Origin of the sequence: Phormidium sp. CCY1219 (genome assembly GCF_035615515.1) — a bacterium.
GTDB lineage: Bacteria > Cyanobacteriota > Cyanobacteriia > Cyanobacteriales > Laspinemataceae > CCY1219.
Genome location: NZ_JAJENT010000938.1, coordinates 1 through 227 on the forward strand (window position 1 = coordinate 1; position 227 = coordinate 227).

Consider the following 227-nt stretch of genomic DNA (forward strand, 5'->3'; position numbering starts at 1 on the left):
AGTGGAAATGTTACGGCTAACGATGATATCGACGCTGGAAATACTCTGACCCTTTCTGGGAATGACATTCAAACCGATGCTTTATCTGCTACTGACAATATCGACATTAATGGCAGTGGGGCGGTGACGGTTTTTCAACCGATTAATTCAGGAAATACCGTTAGTATTGACGGCAGTGATATCGAAACCAATGGCATTATTGCCGATAGCGCCGTTGAAATTAATGG

Annotated in this window: 1 protein-coding gene; it reads left to right on the forward strand. The window is 43.2% G+C overall.

The window, feature by feature from the left end; all coding sequences use genetic code 11:
• Positions 1-227: hypothetical protein (locus LKK83_RS30550; RefSeq protein WP_324635241.1), on the forward strand; the 227-nt coding region annotated here is incomplete at both ends.